The organism is Flavobacterium sp. MAHUQ-57, from assembly GCF_051908335.1.
Classification (GTDB): domain Bacteria; phylum Bacteroidota; class Bacteroidia; order Flavobacteriales; family Flavobacteriaceae; genus Flavobacterium.
In genome coordinates, this window is the sequence record NZ_JBPZTE010000006.1 from 957,743 (window position 1) to 972,799 (window position 15,057).

At 36.7% G+C, this 15,057-nt stretch carries 15 protein-coding genes and 1 tRNA gene; 4 read left to right on the forward strand and 12 right to left on the reverse strand.

The features are described from left to right. Nucleotides 1-791 precede the first annotated feature (791 nt). The 11 genes from ACS8MM_RS04820 to ACS8MM_RS04870 form a co-directional block, all read right to left on the reverse strand. Nucleotides 792-1,427 (reverse strand): hypothetical protein, encoded by a 636-nt coding sequence (locus ACS8MM_RS04820; protein WP_379713634.1) that lies wholly within the window; start codon nt 1,425-1,427, stop codon nt 792-794. Between the two features lie 45 nt (nt 1,428-1,472). Further along, the gene (locus ACS8MM_RS04825; protein ID WP_379713636.1) at nt 1,473-2,039 is read right to left on the reverse strand and encodes a YdcF family protein; all 567 of its coding nucleotides are present in this window, start codon (nt 2,037-2,039) and stop codon (nt 1,473-1,475) included. An 8-nt stretch (nt 2,040-2,047) separates the two neighbouring features. Continuing rightward, a complete protein-coding gene (locus ACS8MM_RS04830) occupies nt 2,048-2,944 on the reverse strand; it encodes a tetratricopeptide repeat protein (protein ID WP_379713638.1) in 897 nt (298 codons plus the stop codon). A gap of 30 nt (nt 2,945-2,974) precedes the next feature. Next, complete coding sequence (locus ACS8MM_RS04835; RefSeq protein WP_379713640.1) at nt 2,975-3,493, reverse strand: hypothetical protein; 519 nt, start codon at nt 3,491-3,493, stop codon at nt 2,975-2,977. A 252-nt stretch (nt 3,494-3,745) separates the two neighbouring features. Beyond that, the gene (locus tag ACS8MM_RS04840) at nt 3,746-4,447 is read right to left on the reverse strand and encodes a VIT1/CCC1 transporter family protein (RefSeq protein WP_379713642.1); all 702 of its coding nucleotides are present in this window, start codon (nt 4,445-4,447) and stop codon (nt 3,746-3,748) included. A 340-nt stretch (nt 4,448-4,787) separates the two neighbouring features. Continuing rightward, nucleotides 4,788-5,147 (reverse strand): hypothetical protein, encoded by a 360-nt coding sequence (locus ACS8MM_RS04845; protein ID WP_379713644.1) that lies wholly within the window; start codon nt 5,145-5,147, stop codon nt 4,788-4,790. Nucleotides 5,148-5,294: 147 nt separating this feature from the next. Next, complete coding sequence (locus ACS8MM_RS04850; RefSeq protein ID WP_379713646.1) at nt 5,295-5,771, reverse strand: hypothetical protein; 477 nt, start codon at nt 5,769-5,771, stop codon at nt 5,295-5,297. A gap of 187 nt (nt 5,772-5,958) precedes the next feature. Beyond that, a tRNA-His gene (locus ACS8MM_RS04855) sits at nt 5,959-6,034 on the reverse strand. A 105-nt stretch (nt 6,035-6,139) separates the two neighbouring features. After that, complete coding sequence (bshB1, locus tag ACS8MM_RS04860) at nt 6,140-6,856, reverse strand: bacillithiol biosynthesis deacetylase BshB1 (protein ID WP_379713648.1); 717 nt, start codon at nt 6,854-6,856, stop codon at nt 6,140-6,142. Nucleotides 6,857-6,890: 34 nt separating this feature from the next. Continuing rightward, nucleotides 6,891-7,946, reverse strand: coding sequence for an isochorismate synthase (locus ACS8MM_RS04865; protein WP_379713650.1), 1,056 nt, complete (start codon nt 7,944-7,946; stop codon nt 6,891-6,893). Nucleotides 7,947-7,948: 2 nt separating this feature from the next. After that, complete coding sequence (locus tag ACS8MM_RS04870) at nt 7,949-8,371, reverse strand: PaaI family thioesterase (protein WP_379713652.1); 423 nt, start codon at nt 8,369-8,371, stop codon at nt 7,949-7,951. A gap of 119 nt (nt 8,372-8,490) precedes the next feature. On the opposite strand from ACS8MM_RS04870, the gene ACS8MM_RS04875 reads away from it, so the two are divergent. Beyond that, nucleotides 8,491-10,050, forward strand: a complete 1,560-nt coding sequence (locus ACS8MM_RS04875) for a hypothetical protein (RefSeq protein WP_379713654.1) — start codon at nt 8,491-8,493, stop codon at nt 10,048-10,050. A gap of 64 nt (nt 10,051-10,114) precedes the next feature. Here ACS8MM_RS04875 and glyA read toward each other — a convergent pair whose 3' ends face one another. Then, nucleotides 10,115-11,389, reverse strand: coding sequence for a serine hydroxymethyltransferase (glyA, locus tag ACS8MM_RS04880; protein WP_379713656.1), 1,275 nt, complete (start codon nt 11,387-11,389; stop codon nt 10,115-10,117). A gap of 113 nt (nt 11,390-11,502) precedes the next feature. Here glyA and fahA point away from each other — a divergent pair, with 113 nt between their 5' ends. The 3 genes from fahA to ACS8MM_RS04895 all read left to right on the forward strand — a co-directional run bounded on the left by fahA (nt 11,503) and on the right by ACS8MM_RS04895 (nt 15,014). Beyond that, nucleotides 11,503-12,786 carry a fumarylacetoacetase gene (gene fahA, locus ACS8MM_RS04885; RefSeq protein WP_379713658.1) on the forward strand — a complete coding sequence of 428 codons (1,284 nt, stop codon included), beginning with the start codon at nt 11,503-11,505 and terminating at the stop codon, nt 12,784-12,786. A 97-nt stretch (nt 12,787-12,883) separates the two neighbouring features. After that, the gene (locus ACS8MM_RS04890; RefSeq protein ID WP_379713660.1) at nt 12,884-13,741 is read left to right on the forward strand and encodes a nuclear transport factor 2 family protein; all 858 of its coding nucleotides are present in this window, start codon (nt 12,884-12,886) and stop codon (nt 13,739-13,741) included. 85 nt (nt 13,742-13,826) lie between these two features. Continuing rightward, nucleotides 13,827-15,014, forward strand: coding sequence for a hypothetical protein (locus ACS8MM_RS04895; protein WP_379713662.1), 1,188 nt, complete (start codon nt 13,827-13,829; stop codon nt 15,012-15,014). Nucleotides 15,015-15,057: the final 43 nt, after the last annotated feature.

Below are 15,057 nucleotides of genomic sequence, written 5' to 3' on the forward strand. Positions count from 1 at the left end.
GTCGGAGTTTTTTTTGCCTTATTTTTCGTTGTGTAACGAATTATTTTCCATGTATTTGATCCATTTCTTACCAAGTCTCATAATGCAGTACACCGCCACTACAGACAAAACAAGCAACAGTATCTGTATACAAAGTAGGCCAATACTAAGATTACTAATTGGGGTTTCCATTGCACTTGTTTATTTCTTTTTATAGTATATATAACTAAAAGAAAATGAATAAATTATACAACGGCTGTAATTCTTTTGGAGTAGAACGCTTGTGTTGCTCTTTTCGATAGATGCGTTGTTTTGCTTTTTCCAAGCCTTACTTCGCTTCTTCAAGGCGTACCTTTCTTCTTCCAAGGCTTACTTTTCTTCTTTCAAGGCTTACTTTACTTGTTCCAAGCTCTACTTTTCTTCTTCCAAGGCTTACTTTACTTGTTCCAAGCTCTACTTTTCTTCTTCCAAGGCTTACTTTACTTGTTCCAAGCCTTACTTTTCTTCTTCCAAGCTCTACTTTGCTTCTTCCAAGGCTTACTTTGCTTCTTCCAAGGAGTTTTGCGCTTGACCCAAGCCATTTTGCACTTGACCTAAGCCATTTTTCACTTGACCTAAGGCATTTTGCGATTGACCTAAGCCGTTTTGCACTTGTCCTAAGGCATTTTGCGCTTGACCTAAGCCGTTTTACACTTGACCTAAGCCATTTTACACTTGACCTAAGGCATTTTGTACTTGACCTAAGACTTAGTCATAGTTAATGCTTATTGATGTTTACAAGTCCGGTATTTTGGAATCTGTATTGAGGCATTCTAATCGGAGTTTACCTTATTCGTATTTTTGAGGATTGTTCGTACAACACTATACAAAACATTGGTATTCTCATCGTCCTTATAACTAAATCCCCTATTCACACTGGAAGGGTCATCAGCCGAATATACTGAAAAATAATGGTAGAAATTTTTGGTTTTGACCTTGTTCCAAGGAATGGTATTAATTGTGTCTTTTAGTAATCCTGGAGTTCTAATAACAAGATTTTCTTTGGTAAAAGTCACATCACCAATGGAAAACGTTTCGTTCTTTTGAAATTGTTGCAAATAGTTAATAACAATTCCTTCGAAATAGAAATTCCAGATATCGGATAAGATAGCGGTGTATAGCTGATTAAGTTGATTTGTATTTCTTCCGAGATACGACCTAAAGCTAATTTTTATTTTCTTATTGTCTTTACTACGAATTTGAATTTGATAAATTCTTCCGATTATCACTTTCACTTTAATCCATTGAATTCCGAAAGTGTAACTTTCGATATTATCCTTATGGAAGATGGTAAATAAATCGGAACCACGATCTTTGTCTTCGAATTTGATGAAGTTTTCATTCAGGACAAGTTTTCGAGAGGCATTATCTTTAAAACTACGTCGAATCGTATATTCTTTTTCTTTCATTCGGCAATTATTTGGCTTTCTATCTTTTTATTGAGCGGAGATGAATTACAACGCCTCAACGTAATAGGCTACAAACTCTCGGGGTAACGAATACAGATCCCACCATTCGAAAAAATGAGGGCTTGCGCTTTCGATGTTTTCGAAACCTTTGTTTCGGAAGAGTTTTTTGGTTCGGGTTTGGTGGAAATACTGCGAGACCGTGATAGCGCTTTTGAGGTGCAGGCTGTCCATGATGCGAATGGAATTGACTACCGTTTTCTCGGTATCGTTACCATAATTATCGACAAAAATTTGATCGGCCGGCACTTGGTGTTGCACCAAGTATTTTTTCATGGCATTGCCTTCCCATTGCCCTTCCCTACCCAATCCGCCGCTTACAATGATGGTTTTCACGCGATGGTTGTTGTACAGTTCCAGTCCCTTATCGACGCGCGCTTGGAGTCGTTCGGAGAGCGTTCCGTTGGGATTGACTTTGCTTCCGAGGATGATGGCTACATCGGCAGGTTGATTTTTATCGCGGTAGCCGTCGTAGATGATGTAAATGGTGTGTATAGTTCCCCAAATCAGTGTTCCTAAAATCATTTTTTTGGTGTATTGGAGTGCTTTTTTCATGGATCAAATTACTTTTTATTTCTTCTAACGATTTTAACTACAAGGAATATACCCAGCAAGATAGTTACTATTAGACCCATTGTTTTAGGGTAATTCATTTTAGGATTATGCAGTTTCGCCTTTTCCTTTTTCAAGCCTTCTTTTGCAAACATCATTCTTTTTTTGAATAGTTCACTTTCAAATCCGTACTCTTTTGCTTTTTCGAATACTATGACTGCATTTGCATAATCTTTCTGAAGCAATCTAAAGTTACCTAATTCGAAAAGCATAGTTGCAACGATTTTATCTTTGGGCTTTACCAATGATATTCTCTCATTCAGTTGGTAAAAAAGTGCTCTATATAATTTTTGAAGTTTTGGGGTATCTAGAAACTTTTTTGGGCTACTTTCATTTCCAAAATCAGTACCCAATAAAAACTCACCGGTTATATAGTTGTCCCCTTTGATTTTAGCTTCTAGGATATTGACATGAATCCATTCTGACCCACGGTGTGAATTTGGATCGATTTCAATCGCTTTTTTGATCCATTCCAATGCTTTTTGGTTATCCCCAATCAACTCGTAAATGGTTCCAATGTTTGAAGCCGTAGAATACTTGTTAGGCTGTTTTTTTTCAATGTTTAAGTACAGCTGAAGTGCTTCTTTGTATTTCTTTTGCAGAATAAGTACCAAACCCTTGTCAGACAAATAGGCCAAATCATTTGTCTTTTTATACAGACTATCCAATTTGAAAACCATTTCGTCAAATTCATTTTCATAAAATTCATGACCGAAAGGCAAAACATTCGAATAATCTTCATACAAATAATGACCACTTTTCAATATTTTACTTTCACCGTTTAGGCAGGCGAAAGATTTAAAGGATACAATTAATAAAAGTATCAGGAGGGATTTAAGTGTTTTCATTTATTATTTATGTGTTTTTTTAAGCAATTACTATTCGAGTGTATTTAGCCAGTTAATCCAATGCTGTTGTAGGTTTTTCAATTCTTCATCGGTAGAATACATGGTTACACTTCCAAAATTTTCTCCGGTAATCATACAGAGTAACCAGTTGGCTCTACCTGCGACAATAAATAAATCATCAGCCACAATTTCGCCGTGTCCGTAGAATTCCATGTCACCGTTATCGATTCTTTCAAAAATAATCAAATCCGCAGAGTCTGTTAATCCAACTTCCTTTTTATCTGTTACTCTGTAAATCAATTCGGGAATTGCTTCTTTATAATTGAAAAGAATCCAATATTCTGCATCAAATAAATATCCAAACTTTTTTTCGTAATCAATCTTGTCGAGTATGTAATTTATGGAATGACTCTTTATTTCTTCTCTTTCTGAATCGGTTAGAAATCTTTCATAATCCTCTTTCTTCGTATTCATTGCCTGAAGAAATACTTTCGCTTTTATTGGATTTTCGGGAAATTTCAATTGCTTTACCTTTTCCTGTGCCGCCATTGTTTGTATAGCAAACCAAAAGACAAGAAGCAGTTTTATTACTATATTAGTTTTTATCATTGGTGTTCGAATTGTCCTTTAGAATGCATACTTCTTAATTTACAGATAGAGCGAAACTATTTGGGGTTGACTTATCGACTTCACCCACTTCAATTCATTTTCTATCGTCTGTAAAAAACAAAACTACAACTTTTTTAGGGTAGTAGTTGCTATTTTTTGTGTGTAGGAAACTAATTCCGGGTTATTGGGATTTTATACATTCACTCCAAAGAGATAACCGACTAATGCAGAAAGCACCATTGCGATTGTACCCCAGATGGTAATTCTCAAAATTGCTTTTTTGCTGCTTGAACCGCCTGTTTTGGCTGATGTAAGTCCAAGAATGATAAGAAATACGATTGTAAATCCGTACAGCCAATACTCCATTCCTTTTACCGGGGCAAAGAAAACCACTAAAAGAGGCAATACGCCACCAACGGTAAAAGAAGCCCCAGAAGCCAAAGCCGCTTGTATTGGGTTCGCCTGACTGATTTCGTTAATGCCTAGTTCGTCTCTAATATGTGCTCCTAATGCGTCTTTTTCAGTAAGTTCAATGGCGACTTGCATAGCCGTTTCCTTTTTGAGTCCGCGTCTTTCATAGATTTGAGCCAAAATAGCGAGTTCTTCCTCAGGCATTTCTTTGAGTTCTTGAATTTCTCTTTGGATGTCGGCCTTTTCGGTGTCGGTTTGTGAACTCACCGAAACATATTCGCCGGCAGCCATGGACAAAGCGCCCGCTACAAGTCCGGCGACAGTTGCCAAAACAATTGGTTCTCTGGTTGCGCTTGCTGCGGCAACCCCAATAGCTAAGCTTGATATGGATATTATTCCGTCATTGGCGCCAAGAACTGCAGCTCTTAACCAGTTGCTTCTGTGAATGTAATGGCTATCTAAGTAGTTGTCAATTGTTATCATACGTTAATTATTGTGTTGTTGGTTTCAGTTGTTCTAATTTACGGATAACTTCTAAATCTACACTATAAGGAATTGACGAAGGCGTAAAATTGTAATGATTTGTGTTTGGGCTTTGTGATGGCGTGTTGTAATGGTTTCGCTATCGATTTTAAAGTTAAGGGGAAAAGATTATTGAATGATAACCGTAACGTTGAAAAAAAATTCAACTTTTAGGTTGTAGTTTATATTCATTACTCTCTTTGCGGGCACGGACTGCATCCGAGCGCAGCGAACTGAAGTAGTAAATCAGTGCGATCGGGGTTATCTTTATTTGAATCATTACCATTACCCTTTTACCTTTTTATAATAAATCATAGATAATATTTTCACAATCAAATACTTCAGAGTATGAACCTGCTATACAAAACAAATTATTTAAAGACAAATGATCCGTTTTGATTATTTTATCAATTGACATATATATTGTTTCTCTTGATAGATTATCAAGGATTAACATATCACTTGCCCAAAAAAAAGATTCTTTATTATTCCTCATTATTTGGTTTATATTTTCAGTAGTAAATAGTGTAGTAACAAAAACTGTTGAAAAATCGTTTTTAAAAACAATATAAACATCAGTGTTGTCATTATATAAATCTCTTACTCTATATCCACCTGGGAATAGTACTAAAAAATCATATTTTAAATATGTGTCTCTCATACCCATCTATTTTTATTACTTCATCTATCACTTTTGTTGGTTTTTCATTTTAGATTAACCTGTTAGAGTGGTTGTTGTTGGTGCAAGTTGTGGTTGTAATTCCTTCGACTGACGCTAAGCTCGAGTGCAAATTCGTGGAATGAAGTTTTAAATATTCAAATGCAAAATTGTCAACAAAACAGAGAGTAGTATTTCAAACTCTTTGTCCTGCTGATCTTCAAAACAATTCAATTCAAGAGTTATACCTTTACTATCGAGTATTTTTTTAAGTTTTACCTTGGCCACATTTTTTGAATTTAGTGAGATAGTTGCCCATTTTTTGTTTAAAAAGTAAAGCAAATTTGATTTCACTACAATGCTATCATCTCCCATATCAAATTCCGAAAAAAATAAATTATGGCTTTTAATCTTGATTTCGTTGGTTAGATTTTGTTCTTTAATTTTAAGAGTAAACAAAAAACTAGAGCACTTCACTAGCAAAGTATCGTTTTGATAAATTTCGGCTTTGATTTTTGAACCCAATAAAAACCTTCTCTTCATTGTTACAATAAGTTCATTGTCTTTATAAACATAAACCTCAGAATTTACGTTATTGGGTAATTGTATTGTAAGAGTTGAGGGCATGTATTGTAAGGTATAAATTGCTTTAATTGATAAGGTCGTTGTTTAGATACTCCGCATTAACTTACCTCGAACTTCAGACTTTAGCTGTGTTTTGCTGATAATTGTAAATATAGGAAAAATTGGATTTGGGTGATGGTATAGGAAAATAATAGCTACAAAAAAAGCCCTGAATTACTTCAGGGCTTCTGGGTGAAAGACGGGTCTCGAACCCGCGACCTTTGGAACCACAATCCAACGCTCTAACCAACTGAGCTACAATCACCATTTGGTTTTGCTAGAGGGCTTTGCTTCGTAATGAAACTCATTTCCCTTTTGCGAGTGCAAATATATTGCAAAAGTTGGGTTTTGCAAAAGTTTTTTATAAAAATTTACTTTAAATCCCCTAAGCTATTGACAGCCAAATACCTTTCCACGGTAAAACCTTCGGCAAAGTCGGTCCCAATGAGTCTTCCGAGGTCTTGTGCGCGGTATTTTACGCTATCCAAAAAGTTTTTGGAGGTGATTGGCGTCTCCGGTTCGTTGGTATCCGGATTATAAAACTGTGACGAGTACGCCATAATGGATTCCATTTTGATGTCCATAAATCCGGTGACGTCAACAACGAAATCGGGTTCGATAGGCAACCACTGTATGTAATGGTATACCAATTTGGGGCGCCATGCTTGTTGTATGCTCCCGTTGTAACTGGTTTCTATTTTGGGTAATCCGGATAAAAAGCACGCATCGGAAACCAATTTATTCCCTTTACCGTGATCGATGTGACGGTCGTTGATGGCGTTACAGATGACGATATCGGGTTGGTATTTACGAATCATTCGGATGACTTCAAGTTGGTGTTTTTCGTTGTTTCGGAAAAAGCCATCGCGGAAGTTTAGGTTTTCGCGAACGGAGATATTCAGGATTTCGGCTGCTCTTGCTGCTTCTTGGTCACGGATTTCGGCTGTTCCTCTGGTTCCTAGTTCGCCTCGGGTTAAGTCGATGATTCCAACTTTCTTCCCTAGGGAAATTTCTTTGGCTAAGGTGGCAGCGCAACCTAATTCTACGTCGTCGGGATGTGCTCCGAAGGCTAGTATATCTAATTTCATAAATTAATTCGGTATTGTCATGAAGCCGTTGGTATTATAATACCCGTTTCATGGTTTTTGATTTGTTTACGGTTTCCTCCCATTCGGATTCCGGATGACTGTCTTTGGTAATACCACAACCGATAAAAAGCTGTGCGGTATTGTCTTTGATTTTCATACAGCGCAGGTTGACAAATATGTCGGTCGCATTGTCGTCGTTACTGAAGTTATGGTTCAGTTCACCCAAAAAGCCTGTATAGAACTCGCGATCATAGCCTTCGTGCTTTAGGATAAAGTCTTTGGCTGCGAACTTAGGCAAACCACATACAGCTGGCGTTGGATGCAGGATATCGATTACTTTTTTTAGATTGGAGTCGTTGTTGATGATTCCTTCCACATCGGTTCTCAAATGCAATAAGTTTCCGGCTCTAGTTGTATAGGGATTGGACGCATTGATATTGAAGGCATGCGATTTTAGGTTTTCGAGAATGAACTCGGTTACAAACTCCTGCTCTTCTTTTTCTTTGTCTTTCCAGAAAACGACTTCGGTACCTTGATACGTTTGTGTTCCGGCTAATGCCATCGTATTGAAGACATCGCCTTCAGCTTGGATTAATTTCTCTGGGCTCGCTCCCATCCACATTCCGATTTTCGGATGGAACCAGCAATAGCAAAAGGCTGCTGGATACAATTGAAGCATGCGTTCAAAGATGGCTTCCATTTCGAAGCTGTCCAATTGCACTTTTTCTTTGCGAGAAAGCACCACTTTGTTGAATTCGCCTCTTTTGATGGCAAAAACGCCTTTTTTTACCAAGGCCAGAAACTGTTCTTTTTCGTAAAGATCGTCATGGCTTTCGGCTATATGCGATTCAAATTGCTTTTCGAAATAAATACTATTGTATTTGACTTCGGCATTGTCAAGAGGAAAAACAATCGGAGCACCATCGAAAGGCGCGAAAACGAATCCTTTTTCAAGAAAATTTTCCGAGAAATAGAGATGGTCATTATTTTGAAAAACGCCAATTAAAGTCTTCGAATTGGGTTTTCGGTAAACCACAAAGGGTAAATTGAGCTTCTGATGCAAATGCACTTTTTCGAATAGACTTTTCATCCTTATCTTTTTGGCAAAATCATATTGGTTAGTTTACAAAGCGAAATCACTTTTCCTTCTTCATCAACTATTTTTATTTCCCACAAGTGGATTGATCTTCCTTTATGTACGATTTTGGCAGTAGCAGTAACGATTCCTTCTCTTTTGCTTTTTAAATGATTAGCGGAAATTTCGATTCCTCTTACTTCCTGCTTTTCATGGTTAATAAACATAATTGAAGCGGCACTTCCTACACTTTCCGCCAAAGCTACCGTTGCGCCACCGTGGAGTAACCCCATGGGCTGGTGTACTTTGGAATTCACAGGCATTGTGGCTGTTAAATAATCTTCCCCAGCATCAACATATTCAATTTCAAGGGTTTGCATTAAGGTGTTTTTACACCAATCATTACATTTTTTAAGAACTTCTTCTTTATTAAAAGACATATTTTCCATTTAGTATATCAAATTTACGAAATTTAGGATTAAATTTTATTCGGCAGAATAAAAAACAATTTCATTCGTTAATTTATATTACCTATTTTTATCCAAATTTAATTTGAACAATGCGTTATACTTTTCTGTTTTTTATTGTTTTCCTCTTATCCTTAACCTCTTGTAGGCAAGATTTTGAAACGGTTCCAAGCAACGGAAAACTAGCCTTTTCTAAGGATACGGTTTATTTGGATACGGTTTTTACCAACATCAGTTCGAGTACTTATACTTTAAAAGTGTACAACAAAAGTAATGATGATATTCACATTCCAACGATTGCATTTGCGAATGGTGACAATTCGAAATACCGTATGATGGTGGACGGAATGACCGGAAGAGACGGTAAAGGAAAGTATTTTGAAAATGTAGAGATTCTGGCAAAAGACAGCTTGTATGTATTTATCGAAGCGACCGCAGGTATTGAAGATGCCGATCCGGTTGACTTTTTATACACTGATAAGGTTTTATTTGATTCCGGTAGCCTTCAACAAGATGTGGACTTAGTAACGTTAATTCAAGACGCCTATTTTATTTATCCTGAACGAACGCAAAATCCGGATGGAAGTTATACCTACGAAGGAGAACCTTTAACTGAAAACGATCCGAAAATCACTGCTTTTCCCCTTGATGAAAACGATCCTGTAAATGGCAACGAATTGCATTTCACGAATACGAAACCCTATGTTATTTATGGTTTCCCAACCGTTCCGAACAATAAAGTATTGGAGATTGATCCCGGTGCAAGAGTTCATTTTCATGACCAATCTGGGTTGATTGTAGCCGATAATGCCAGTATTCATGTGAATGGAGCTCCATCGACGACTGAAGCTTTAGAAAACGAAGTTATTTTTGAAGGTGATCGTTTGGAACCTGGTTTTGCAGAAATACCCGGACAATGGTTTGCAGTTATTTTAACCGATGGAAGTACTGATAACCGTTTCAAGAATCTAACAATTAAAAATGCAACGGCTGGCCTTTTCATTCAAAATAACGATGGTACTGCTGTAGATATAGAAAATACACAAATTTACAATTGTACGGTTGCGGGTATATTAGCGCGCACCGGAAGAATCAACGGAAGAAACATTGTCATCAATAAAGCCGGACAATATGCTTTGGCTTGTACTTTAGGTGGCACTTACAATTTTACACATTGTACTTTCACCAATTATTGGTCGGCTGGTTCGCGTTCGACGCCTTCTGTTTTATTGGATAATACTTTATTAGTCGATACTACTCTTTTTGTAGCACCATTAAGCGCAACAATAACGAATTCCATTATTTACGGCACTAACAGCATAGAAATTGGATTAAAAAAGGACAATAGTGCTGCTTTTACAACCGACATTAGTTATTCTCTTATCCGTTTCAGCGATATCAACAATCAGTTTACCGATCCGATGTATGATTTCGTCAAAAATCCGGCATCTAAAAACAATATCGTAAGCAATTTCCAAACGTTGAATGATCCGAAGTTCAAAAACCCGCAAAGAAACAATTTGAGAGTTTTATTGGGTTCTTCTGTAATCGATAAGGGAAATCCTGCCGCTTTGGTTGCCAGAGATGCAGATGACATCCTAAGATCTATCACCACTCCAGATTTGGGCGCTTATCATCATTTGAATGAGTAATAAAAATTTACTACATAAAAAATCCCGCTTAAAGGCGGGATTTTTATTTATAGGTAATTCTGTTTTAGAAAACAAACATCGCTCTTTCGCTCATCATGTCGTTTACTTCATCAGCAACTTGCTCTAATACTTCTTCGTTGGTGTGATTCATCAATACACGATCGATTAAATCCACAACCGTTTCCATATCTGCTTCGACTAAACCACGCGTTGTGATTGCCGGAGTTCCCACACGGATACCTGAAGTTACGAATGGTGATTTATCATCGAAAGGCACCATATTTTTGTTTACGGTGATTTCTGCTTTTACCAAAGCATTTTCAGCTTCTTTACCAGAAATATTTTTGTTACGTAAATCGATTAACATCATATGGTTGTCTGTACCACCAGAAATGATGTTGTAACCTCTTTTCACGAATGCTGCAGCCATCGCTTTAGCATTTTTCTGCACCTGAACTGCATAGGTAAAGAACTCATCCGATAAACATTCTCCAAAAGCTACCGCTTTTGCAGCAATGATATGCATTAAAGGTCCGCCTTGATTTCCAGGAAAAACTGACATATCCAAAACGTGCGACATCATTCTGATTTCTCCTTTTGGAGTCGTTAATCCCCATGGGTTTTCAAAATCTTTACCCATCATGATCATACCACCACGAGGTCCGCGTAATGTTTTATGTGTTGTTGTTGTAACTATATGACAGTGAGGAATTGGATCATTCATTAATCCTTTGGCAATTAAGCCTGCAGGGTGAGAAATATCGGCCATTAAAATAGCCCCAACTGAATCTGCAATTTCGCGGAAACGTTTGAAATCCATATCACGAGAGTAAGCCGAAGCACCTGCTATGATTAATTTCGGTTGTTCTTTTGTTGCAATTTCTTGAATTTTATCGTAGTTCAACACGCCGGTTTCTGCATCAACACCGTAAAAAACCGGGTTGTATAATTTTCCTGAAAAGTTTACTGGAGAACCGTGAGTTAAGTGACCACCGTGCGACAAATCAAAACCTAAGATGGTATCTCCCGGCTTTAAACAAGCAGCAAAAACAGCAGTATTCGCTTGAGAACCAGAGTGTGGTTGAACATTCACATACTCGGCACCAAAAAGTGCTTTAGCTCTGTCGATAGCGATTTGTTCTACAACATCCACTACTTCACAACCACCATAGTATCTTTTACCCGGATAGCCTTCTGCGTATTTATTGGTTAAACATGATCCGGCAGCTTCCATTACCTGGTCGCTTACAAAATTCTCAGAAGCAATAAGCTCGATTCCGTGAATCTGTCTGTCTTGTTCATCAAGAATTAAATCAAAAATTTGTTCGTCGCGTTGCATTTTTATTATTTTTTGTTAAATACCCGTCAAAAGTACAAAAAGTGTTTGGTATAATCCCAATAGAAACTATATTTGAACTATCAAAACAACGTTTTATCACAAAAAAATATATTATGCCTATAACTGCTAACAACCCAAACAGAAAATCATGGTTAGAAATTTCTTCCGATAGTGATTTTCCCATTCAGAACATTCCCTTTGGTGTGTTTTTAACCAAAGAAAACATAGTAACTGTAGGGACGCGTTTAGGCGATTTTGCCATTGATTTGGGCGCATTACAACAGTTGGGATATTTTGAAGGAATTGAGTTGACAGATGACGTTTTCTTACAAGATACATTAAACGATTTTATTTCTGACGGAAAGAAAACATGGCGATTGGTTCGCAACAGAATAGCAGAGATCTTTGATGCTGAAAACCCTGATTTACGAGACAACAAAAAACACCGCGATGTAGTTATTTTCAGAATGGAAGATGTGGAAATGCAACTTCCCGTTTTTATTGGAGATTACACTGATTTTTACTCAAGTAAAGAACATGCTACCAATGTAGGAAAAATGTTCCGTGATCCTGAAAATGCTTTATTACCCAATTGGTTGCATATACCTGTAGGTTACCACGGAAGAAGTTCTACCATTGTTCCTTCAGGGATTCCGGTTCACCGCCCAATGGGACAAACCATGCCTGCAGATGCAACTTCACCGGTATTTGGCCCGTCACGTTTAGTGGATTTCGAATTGGAGACTGCTTTCATTACTACAGACGCCAACATTATGGGTGAAAACATTCCTGTGAACGAAGCAGAAGATTATATCTTCGGAATGGTATTGTTGAATGACTGGAGTGCACGCGATATCCAGAAATGGGAATATGTGCCGCTTGGACCATTCTTAGCTAAGAATTTTGCATCATCAATCTCACCGTGGATTGTAACCATGGACGCATTGGAACCATTCCGTTGCGCACAACCAAAACAAGAACCAACTCCCCTACCGTATTTACAGCAAGATGGAGATCACGCCTTTGATATTAATTTGCAAGTGGCCATTACTCCGGAAAATGGTGAAGAAACTGTAGTATGTGATTCGAATATGAAATACATGTATTGGACGATGAGTCAACAGTTAGCACACCATACTATCAATGGATGTCGAATCAATTCGGGTGATATGATGGGTTCAGGAACCATTTCTGGACCAACAGAGAACTCTTTTGGATCGATGCTGGAATTGACTTGGGGTGGAAAAAATCCAATCCAAATGAAAGATGGTTCAGAGCGCAAATTCATTAATGATGGTGACACTGTAATCATGAGAGGTTATTGTCAAAATAATGAGGTACGAATTGGTTTTGGTGAAGTCTCAAGTAAATTACTTCCTCCAACACCTACTAAATAAAATATTACGTTTTCATTAACAGATAGATAAGAGCAATTGAATTAAATTGCTCTTATTTTTTTACACATATCAAAGTAAACAATCAAAAACTAACGAAATGAGATTGACTTTTATATTCTTACTTTCTTTACTTTCGATTTCATTATTTGCACAAAAACCATGTGAATCCAATTCAAAGTATAATGAGTTTGATTTCTGGATTGGTGAATGGGAAGTTTATGGTCCAAAAGGAATTGTGGGTCATTCTAAAATCTCTAAAATTCTAGACAACTGTATAATTCTTGAAGAATGGGTATCAGCCAATTCACAGCAAGGTTTGGTATTTTCGGGAAAAAGCTACAATACCTACAATGCAGCATCCGGACAATGGCAACAAACTTGGGTAGATAATACTGGTGGTACTACCGAATATTTAACTGGTAAATTTGAGAACAACCGCATGCAGTTTCTTAGCCGACCATTTAACAACGGAAAAAACAGTTCGATACGACGTCTAACTTTTTTTAAATTGGAAAATGGCTATGTAAGACAATTGGGAGAAATTTCAAATGATGAAGGCAAAAATTTCAGTACTGAATACGATTTAGAATACCGTAAAAAAAAGACTTCCGAACAAGAGGAAATCCTTACACTTCTTAAAGAAATGGAATCGAATTATAATAAAGGGAATTTTGAAGGAATAGCCGATTATTATTCAAAAAAAGGAAAAGTTATTGGGAGAAACACTGAATTTTCGGGTGAAGTAGAGCTCAAAAAATACTGGAAATCATTTGAAAATCTGGGTGGTACATGGAAATTAACCAATTTATCCATTGAACCCATCAACGAAACAATTTGGCAAAAAGGGATTTCTGCAATCAAAGACAAGCACAACAAAGTGCACAAAGTCAATTTTACCCTAGTATTTATAAAAGAAAACAATCGTTGGAAAATCCTTCAAGATAGTTATTGGTAAAAAATAACATCAATCCTATAAAAGTTTTTTTGGCTTGATATTTGTCTTTCCAAATACATAACTATATTTGCCAAAATTCAAGACTATGAAGAAAATTACATCTTTCGTATTACTTATCGGATTATTAGTGAGTTGCAGTGGTGTTAAAAAAACCCAATCTCTATTGAGTGACGGTAATTATGATGCTGCCATCAACCGTTCTGTAGAATCTTTAAAAACGAACAAAGCTTCAAAAGGAAAACAAGATTATGTTTATTTATTAGAGGAAGCTTACGCAAAAGCGAAAGATCGTGATCTGCGTGAAGTAGAAATGCTTCAAAAAGATGGCAATCCAGCTAATCTTGAAAAAATTTACAATACCTATTTACAACTCAACAATCGTCAGGAAAAAATCAGACCTTTATTACCTTTACCGCTTTTACAGGAAGGTCGTAATGCTATTTTCCCGTTCGATGATTATTCTTCACAAATCATAAAAACACGCGAAGCCTTATCAAAGTATTTGTATGACAATTCGAAAGCTTTAATGAAACAAAACGATAAAATGAGCTATCGCAAGGCGTATGATGATTTTGGTTATTTGAATGAAATCAATCCAGGATACAAAGACATTAAGAAATTAATGGATGAAGCACATTTCAAAGGCACTGATTTTGTACATGTGTATACTAAAAACGAAACCAACATGATTATTCCGGCTCGTTTGCAGAATGATTTATTGGATTTTAGTACGTTTGGCTTGAATGACAAATGGACTGTGTACCATAATAACCGTCAAAAAGATATTAAATACGATTTCGCAATGATCGTGAATTTCAGAAACATTACCATTTCTCCCGAACAAGTTAAGGAGCGTGAGTTTGTAAAAGAAAAACAAATTGTTGATGGCAAAAAACCTTTGCTTGATGCCAATGGAAATCAGGTAAAAGATGATAAAGGAAATGTAGTTATGGTAGACAATATGAAAACAGTACGCGCTACCATTTATGAATTCAAACAATTCAAAGCCTGTCAAATTACTGCTAAAATTGATTATATCGATTTCAGAACAAACCAATTGATTGATGCATTCCCACTCTCAAGCGAATATGTTTTTGAATATATCTATGCGAATTACAATGGTGATAAAAATGCTTGCGATAGCGATTATTTACAATATTTTGGCCGTAGAGCTACTCCATTCCCAAGTAATGAACAAATGGTTTATGATTCAGGAGAAGACTTAAAAGCCAAACTAAAAAATATCATTACCCGAAATAAATTTAGAAGGTAAACAAAATAAAAAAGCTCTGATTTCTCAGAGCTTTTTTTATGAA